Source organism: Mesorhizobium sp. M7D.F.Ca.US.004.03.1.1, from assembly GCF_003998635.1.
Lineage (GTDB): Bacteria > Pseudomonadota > Alphaproteobacteria > Rhizobiales > Rhizobiaceae > Mesorhizobium > Mesorhizobium loti.
Genome location: NZ_RZQG01000232.1, coordinates 1 through 7,385 on the forward strand (window position 1 = coordinate 1; position 7,385 = coordinate 7,385).

General features: G+C 63.8%; 6 protein-coding genes. 3 read left to right on the forward strand and 3 right to left on the reverse strand.

The annotated features are described in order from the left end of the window. Positions 1-182, reverse strand: a 182-nt coding sequence (locus tag EN935_RS41440; RefSeq protein ID WP_206534520.1) for a hypothetical protein, incomplete at its 3' end; no start/stop codon positions are given. Between EN935_RS41440 and EN935_RS15210 the strand changes: the two genes are divergently transcribed. Next, the gene (locus EN935_RS15210; RefSeq protein ID WP_127373412.1) at positions 181-1,407 is read left to right on the forward strand and encodes a caspase domain-containing protein; all 1,227 of its coding nucleotides are present in this window, start codon (positions 181-183) and stop codon (positions 1,405-1,407) included. The genes EN935_RS41440 and EN935_RS15210 overlap by 2 nt on opposite strands. Before the next feature lie 101 nt (positions 1,408-1,508). Then, positions 1,509-2,108 (forward strand): TetR/AcrR family transcriptional regulator, encoded by a 600-nt coding sequence (locus tag EN935_RS15215; RefSeq protein ID WP_109658607.1) that lies wholly within the window; start codon positions 1,509-1,511, stop codon positions 2,106-2,108. 76 nt (positions 2,109-2,184) lie between these two features. On the opposite strand, the gene EN935_RS15220 is transcribed toward EN935_RS15215, so the two are convergent. Further along, positions 2,185-3,102, reverse strand: a complete 918-nt coding sequence (locus EN935_RS15220; RefSeq protein WP_109658606.1) for a peptidylprolyl isomerase — start codon at positions 3,100-3,102, stop codon at positions 2,185-2,187. A 248-nt stretch (positions 3,103-3,350) separates the two neighbouring features. Here EN935_RS15220 and secA point away from each other — a divergent pair, with 248 nt between their 5' ends. Continuing rightward, positions 3,351-6,083, forward strand: coding sequence for a preprotein translocase subunit SecA (gene secA / locus EN935_RS15225; protein WP_109658605.1), 2,733 nt, complete (start codon positions 3,351-3,353; stop codon positions 6,081-6,083). Positions 6,084-6,296: 213 nt separating this feature from the next. Here secA and EN935_RS15230 read toward each other — a convergent pair. Beyond that, positions 6,297-7,385, reverse strand: a 1,089-nt coding sequence (locus EN935_RS15230) for a LuxR C-terminal-related transcriptional regulator (protein WP_245488963.1), incomplete at its 5' end; no start/stop codon positions are given.

Sequence of the window (7,385 nt, forward strand, 5' to 3'; positions counted from 1 at the left end):
GTCGTGGACATGGGGGCCTCGGGCGGGAAAAATCGCAAGGGAAGGCCGGTTTGCCCGATACGCCGCGCGGGCGCAAGGGCGTTTTCGTCGCTCTTGCCGGGGGCGGGAGCCCTCTCGGGATTAAGCTTGCATTTCAAATCTGTTGGCGCCGCCCGGGCCGATGGCGTTATGATCTTGGCCATGGGCAGGCTTGCGATCCTCGCATGGGCATTTCTGGGACTTTTGCTGCTGAGCGCGGATGCGCAGCCGCAACGGCGCGTAGCGCTTGTCATTGGCAACGGCACTTACGCGGAAGCCGGCACGCTGGCCAATCCCGTGAACGACGCGCTCGACATCGCCGACAAGCTGCGCTCCATCGGCTTCGAGGTCATCGAAGGCAATGATCTCGGCAAACGTGAGCTCGAACGCAGCATCGGCGAGTTCTCCGACGCGCTCGAAGGCGCCGGCGTCGGGCTATTCTATTATGCCGGCCACGGCTTGCAGGTCGACGGGCGCAACTACATCGTGCCGGTCGACGCCAGGTTGGACGTGCCGGTCAAGCTGCAACTCGAGGCCATGCCGATCGACGAAGTCCTCGACATCATGGAACAGCAGACCAAGGTCAGCCTGGTGTTTCTCGATGCCTGCCGCAACAATCCGTTTGCCCGCAGTCTCAGCCGCACCGCCACCATGCGCTCGGCGACGGCGCTGGCCGGGCTGGCGCAGTTCGATTCGACGCGCGGCTCCTTCATCGCCTTCTCGACAGCACCTGGTGCCGTTGCCATGGACGGAAGCGGGCGCAACTCGCCTTTTGCCGCCGCCCTGCTGCGCCATATCGCCGAACCTGGCCAGAGCATCAACGACATGATGATCGCGGTGCGCCGCGACGTGGTTTCGCAAACCCGCGAGGCCCAGCGCCCCTGGGAGCAGGGCTCGCTGCTCGAGCGTTTCGAATTCGTCTCTGACGGACAACCCGCCCAGCCGCGGAAGCCAGCCGCTCCGGCACCTCCGACCGAAGTTGCCGTGCTCGAGCGCTCGGTGGGCGATGACAAGGGATCGATCGAAAAATTCCTGCGCCAGGATTATCTGACGCCGGACACCAAGGCGATGAGCGAGACCGTCAAGCGGCTCTACGGCCCGTCCGCCACCATTTTCGGCACACGCTACGACGCCGATGCCATCGCCAAGGTCAAGGCCGACTGGTTCGCACAGTGGGCCTCCTGGTCGCTTGGCCTCGAGCCCGGCAGCCTGGAGGTCACCCCGCATGGCGAGGATCGCGCCGAGGCCGTCTTTGCGATGCACTACGACTATCTTCCAAAGGACAAGTCGGCGGCACGCCTGACCGGCAAGGCGCGCGTCACGCTCGGCCTGGTCAAGGCCGACGGTGGCTGGCGCATCGAATCCGAGACATCGCAAGCGATGCAATAAGCGCCATCTGCCGGATTCTTTGATCTGTCAAAAACGGTCCGTTTCGTTTCACCACAACCTCACCTATATTGCCGGCGAAATTGTTGGCGAGGACGACAGAAATGGCCGAGGACGCCGATCCGGCGCGCAAATCGATCGGTGCGCGGCGCAATCCCGCCAGCGCCGATGCCATTCTCGAAGCAGCCGAGGCTGTGCTGGTCGAGGCCGGTTATGCCGGCTTCTCGATCGAGGCGGTGGCACGGCGGGCCCGCGCCGGCAAACCCACCATCTATCGCTGGTGGCCGAGCAAGGCGGCATTGCTGCTCGAAGTCTACCAGCGCCAGAAACGCGTCGATGTTCCCGATACCGGGCGACTGGAGGAGGATCTCGTCGGCTTCCTGAATAACCTGTTCGCGCACTGGCGCGAGACATCGTCGGGCAGCGTGTTCAGGTCGCTGATCGCCGAGGCGCAGTCGGATGATGCGGCGTCCGCGGCCCTTGCCGACTATGCGCTGGGTCGACGCTCCCATACCGGCCAGATGGTCGAACGCGCCAGGGCAAGGGGCGAAATCGGCGCCGATATCGATGCAGCGCTGGTCGCCGACCTGATCGCCTCCTTCGCCTGGAAGCATCTGTTGACCAACCGGCTCGACGAGGACGAAGCGACGATACGCAAGGCCGTCCACTACGTGATGCGCGGCATAGCGGTGCCCGGAAGGTAGAAAGCGCCGACCTGGGTCGACAAAAAGGCACGGCAACCCTTGGCTGCCGCGCCCCTTTCAAAAAATTCTTTCAGGCCTACTTGGCGCTTTCCAGCGTATCGACCGCCTTCTTCAGGTTCGCGTCGGGGATCTCGACCTTGGCGCCGCCGCGCAGCGACTTGACCAGCGCGAAGTACTTGTCGCGGATGACCGCCTGCTTGGCCTGGTCCTTGACGTCGTCAAAAGCCGGCGGCTGCTTGGTGCGCTTGTCCTCGAGCTTGATGACATGCCAGCCGAACTGCGTCTGCACCGGCTGCTCGGTGTATTTGCCGACCTCGAGCGCGGAGGCCGCCTTGTCGAACTCCGGCACCATCTGGCCAGGTCCGAACCAGCCGAGATCGCCGCCGCTGGTCTTGCCTGACGGATCGCTGGTGTGCTCGTTGGCGAGCTTCTGGAAGTCGGCGCCGCCGTCGAGTTGCTTGATGATCGCCTCGGCCTCTTCCTTCGTCTTCACGAGGATGTGACGGGCGTGCAGCTCGTTGGTGGGCGGCGTGTTGGCGATTTCCTGGTCGTAGCGGGCGCGAACCTCGGCGTCGGTGACCTTGTCGACAACACCCTTCTCAACCATCTCGCCATGCAGCGCGCGCTGCTGCAGGAAGGCCATACGGCGCTGGAAATCGGGATCCTTGTCGAGGCCGGTCGTGACCGCCTGAGCGGCCATGACGCGGATCTCGATGGCAGCCGAAAGGGCCGCGGCGCGGCGCTGCTCGGGCGGCAACTGCGCGAACTGCTGCGACAATTCCCCTTCGGCAAGCACCAGGTCGGCTTCGGTCAAGGGCTGGCCGTTGACCGTGGCGATCACGGTATTCGGATCGACCGGTGCCGCGGCCGGTGCTGCTGCATCCGCCGGAGCGGGAGCGGTTTGCTGCGCCATCAGCGGCGACAGCGAAAGGGCCGACAGGCCGAAGGCCAAGCCAAGGCTGGCGAGCGACGCGCGGCGGAACAACAAGGACATAAGATGACTCCGGTGGGGATTGTGAGGAGGGGGTGGCTTCCAGATCAGCCAGATTGTGGCGGAATTTGGCGCGACCGGCAGGGCCAGCGCGGCGTTGACATCAGTTGAGCCCCCTCTTATCTGTCCAACGACTTTGCGTCCAGAACCGTTTTCCGGGCGCTTTTTGTGTTTGTCCACGTTCACGTGGAATTGATGGGGCCGGCCGGCGCTCATCTCAAGATTGAGAATTCTATCGAAAGGACCATTGGATGGTCAGTCTCGGCGGTCTCGCCCGTAAGGTTTTCGGTTCCTCCAACGATCGTCGGGTCAAATCGACCCGGCCTCGTGTCGAGGCGATCAACGCCATGGAAAACGAGATGCGGGCGCTCTCCGACGAGGAGTTGGTCGGCCGCACCGCGAAATTCCGCCAGGACATCGCCAACGGCGCCACGCTCGATGACCTTTTGGTGCCAGCTTTCGCCACTGCCCGCGAGGCAGCGCGCCGCGTGCTCGGCATGCGCCCCTTCGATGTCCAGCTGATCGGCGGCATGGTGCTGCACAATGGCGGCATTGCCGAGATGCGCACCGGCGAGGGCAAGACCCTGGTCGCGACGCTGCCGGTCTACCTCAACGCGCTTGCCGGCAATGGTGTCCACGTCGTCACCGTCAATGACTATCTGGCCACCCGCGACTCCGAATGGATGGGCCGCGTCTACAAGTTCCTCGGCCTCTCGGTCGGCGTCATCGTCCACGGCCTGTCCGACGAGGAGCGCCGCGTCGCTTACGCGTCCGACGTAACCTACGCCACCAACAACGAGCTCGGCTTCGACTATCTGCGCGACAACATGAAGTATGAGCGCAACCAGATGGTGCAGCGCGGTCACAATTACGCGATCGTCGACGAAGTCGATTCCATCCTGGTCGACGAGGCGCGCACGCCGCTGATCATTTCCGGTCCGCTCGAAGACCGTTCGGAAATGTACAACACCATCGACACCTTCATCATCCAGCTGCAGCCGCAGGATTATGAGATCGACGAGAAGCAGAAGACCTCGATCTTCACCGAGGAAGGCACCGAGAAGCTCGAGAACCTTTTGCGCGACGCCGACCTGCTCAAGGGCGAGTCGCTCTACGACGTCGAGAACGTCGCCATCGTCCACCATGTCAACAATGCGCTGAAGGCGCACCGGCTGTTCCAGAAGGACAAGGACTACATCGTCCGCAACGGCGAGATCGTCATCATCGACGAGTTCACCGGCCGCATGATGCCGGGCCGCCGCTATTCGGAAGGCCTGCACCAGGCGCTCGAAGCCAAGGAGCATGTGGCGATCCAGCCGGAGAACCAGACGCTCGCCTCCGTCACCTTCCAGAACTACTTCCGCCTCTACAAGAAGCTTTCCGGCATGACCGGCACGGCGCTGACCGAGGCCGAGGAGTTCGGCAACATCTACAATCTCGACGTCACCGAGATTCCGACCAATCTGCCGGTCATCCGCAAGGACGAAGACGACGAGGTCTACCGGACGGTCGAGGAGAAATACAAGGCGATCGTCAGGGAGATCCGCGAAGCCAGCGCCAAGGGCCAGCCGACGCTGGTCGGCACCACCTCCATTGAAAAGTCCGAGCAGCTGGCCGATCGCCTGCGCAAGGAAGGCTTCACGGATTTCGAGGTGCTGAACGCCCGCCACCACGAGCGCGAGGCGGCGATCGTCGCCCAGGCCGGCAAGCCCGGCGCCATCACCATTGCCACCAACATGGCCGGCCGTGGCACCGACATCAAGCTCGGCGGCAATGCCGAGATGCGCATTGAAGATGAACTCGGCGACATGCCGGCCGGACCCGAGCGCGAGGCGCGGGAAAAAGAGATCAATGCCGACGTCGAGCGGCTGAAGGAAAAGGCCCTGGCCGCCGGCGGCCTCTATGTGCTGGCCACTGAACGTCACGAATCGCGCCGCATCGATAACCAGCTGCGCGGCCGTTCCGGTCGTCAGGGCGACCCCGGCCGTTCGAAATTCTTCCTGTCGCTGCAGGATGACCTGATGCGCATCTTCGGCTCCGAGCGTATGGACGGCATGCTGCAGAAGCTCGGCCTCAAGGAAGACGAGGCGATCATCCATCCCTGGATCAACAAGGCGCTGGAAAAGGCGCAGAAGAAGGTCGAGGCGCGCAACTTCGACATCCGCAAGAACCTTTTGAAATATGACGACGTCTCCAACGACCAGCGCAAGGTGGTGTTCGAGCAACGCATCGAACTGATGGATGGCGAAGGCCTTTCTGAAACCATTGGCGAGATGCGCGAGGGCGTCATCGACGAGATCGTCGCCAAGGCCATTCCCGAAAATGCCTATGCTGAGCAGTGGGATGTCGCGGGCCTGAAGGCCGAGGTCGCCGAATTCCTCAATCTCGACCTGCCGATCGAAGACTGGGCCAAGGAAGAGGGCATCGCAGAGGACGACATCCGCGAGCGCATCACCCAGGCTGCCGACGCCGCCGCCAAGGAGCGCTCCGAGCGTTTTGGTCCCGAGGTGATGAGCTATGTCGAACGTTCGGTGGTGCTGCAGACGCTCGACCATCTGTGGCGTGAGCACATCGTCAATCTCGACCATCTGCGTTCGGTCGTCGGCTTCCGCGGCTACGCCCAGCGCGATCCGCTGCAGGAATACAAGGGCGAGGCGTTCGAGCTGTTCCAGGCGATGCTGGGCAATCTGCGCCAGGCCGTCACTGCGCAGCTGATGCGCGTCGAGCTGGTCCGCCAGGCCGCCGAAGCCCCGCCGCCCGAGGCGCCCGACATGTTCGGCACCCATATCGACGGCACCACCGGCGAGAATGACTTCGAAGGCGGCGAGACCGCCCTTCTGGTCCGCCCGGAGACAACCGCCGTCGTCGCTCCCGAGGACCGCGACCCCAACAACCAGGCGACCTGGGGCAAGGTCGGCCGCAACGAGGCCTGCCCCTGCGGCTCCGGCAAGAAGTACAAGCACTGCCACGGCGCGTTCGCCTGATCATTTGATAGGTCGGCGGGACAGCACCCCTCTGGCCTGCCGGCCATCTCCCCCTCATGGGGGGAGATCGGCAGTTGCGACGCCCTACCCTCAACTTTGACAATTGGCGAAAGCCTCGGAGAGGGCGATCTCCCCTCGAGGGGGAGATGCCAGGCAGGGCAGAGGAGCGCGAAGGATCGCCGACCTTCGATCCCGTCCTCCCGAACAAACTTCCTACAGCAGCCCTGAATCGCGTGCCGCCGCAGTGGCTTCACCGCGCGAAACGGCCTCCAGCTTGCCCAGCACCGCCGAGACATGGTGATCGACGGTCTTCGGCGAAATGGTCAGCTGCTCGGCGATCCGCTTGTTGGAAAAGCCGCGTTCGATCAGCTGCAGCACTTCCATCTGGCGCTGGGTCAGGCCGGCCTGATTTTCGCGCGTCGTGCGGCGCGGCCCCCGGGCGATGTTGACGCCGTTGCGCCGCATCGTTTCGCGCACACGCTGGGCCACCGGTCTGGCGCCAAGGTTTTCGAAAATCTCCAGCGCCGAACGCTGCGCTTCCTCGTCACCCTGGGCGAGTGCAAGCCCGCGTTCATAGGGTGCGTTGAGATCCGCCCAAAGTGCCGCCGCCGCCCGCCAGTCTCCGGCCAGAAGCAGCCGGTAGGGCGCTGCCATGCCTGATGTTTCGCCGGGGTCGGCATCCGGAGCCAGCTTCTGGCGCCATGTCGCCAGTTCGCTGAAAACCGCCCGTGTCGGCGACAGGCTCTCGGCAAGATCGATCAGCCGCAGCGCCTCTTGCCCGTCGCCTTGCCCGAGCCATGCCTGCTCGGCCATGACAGCCGCATAGGGCGCCAGCCGCTGCAGCTCCATTCCTCTTTCCAGGAACTGTTTCATTTCCTGGAAAAGCGGTTCTGCTGAAGGATCGCCACGCCGTATCCGGAGTTTCGCCAGCGCAATCAGCGCGGGATAGCGGACCAGCATGGTCGCATGGTCGTTGGACAGCACATCGAGCGCCTCGGTAGCGGCCTCTTCCCATTGCCCCTGGCGCAGCTGCAGCTGCGCCAGCACGCCGCGCATATAGTCACGCCACGTGACGAGATCGTTTTCAACGCAATAGTTGATGCCGCGATCGAGGAAGGACTGCGCCGCGTCGAAGCCAAGCTGGTTCATCTCGCTGCAGGCGCTGTTGGTGAAGGCGCGCGCCGCATGTTCCTGAAAATTCTGCTCGAGTGCGATCTCCAGGCTGCGGGCAAGGTGCAGCCGCCCCCCCGCCGGATCCAGCCACTGCCCGGCGCTGCCGAGATTGTTGAGCGCGTGGCAGAC

What these genes read in the sequence shown, in the direction of transcription:
- EN935_RS15215 (WP_109658607.1), top strand. Translation starts at nt 1,509, where the DNA reads ATGGCCGAGGACGCCGATCCGGCGCGCAAATCGATCGGTGCGCGGCGC.
- EN935_RS15210 (WP_127373412.1), top strand. Translation starts at nt 181, where the DNA reads ATGGGCAGGCTTGCGATCCTCGCATGGGCATTTCTGGGACTTTTGCTG.
- secA (WP_109658605.1), top strand. Translation starts at nt 3,351, where the DNA reads ATGGTCAGTCTCGGCGGTCTCGCCCGTAAGGTTTTCGGTTCCTCCAAC.
- EN935_RS15220 (WP_109658606.1), bottom strand. Translation starts at nt 3,102, where the DNA reads ATGTCCTTGTTGTTCCGCCGCGCGTCGCTCGCCAGCCTTGGCTTGGCC.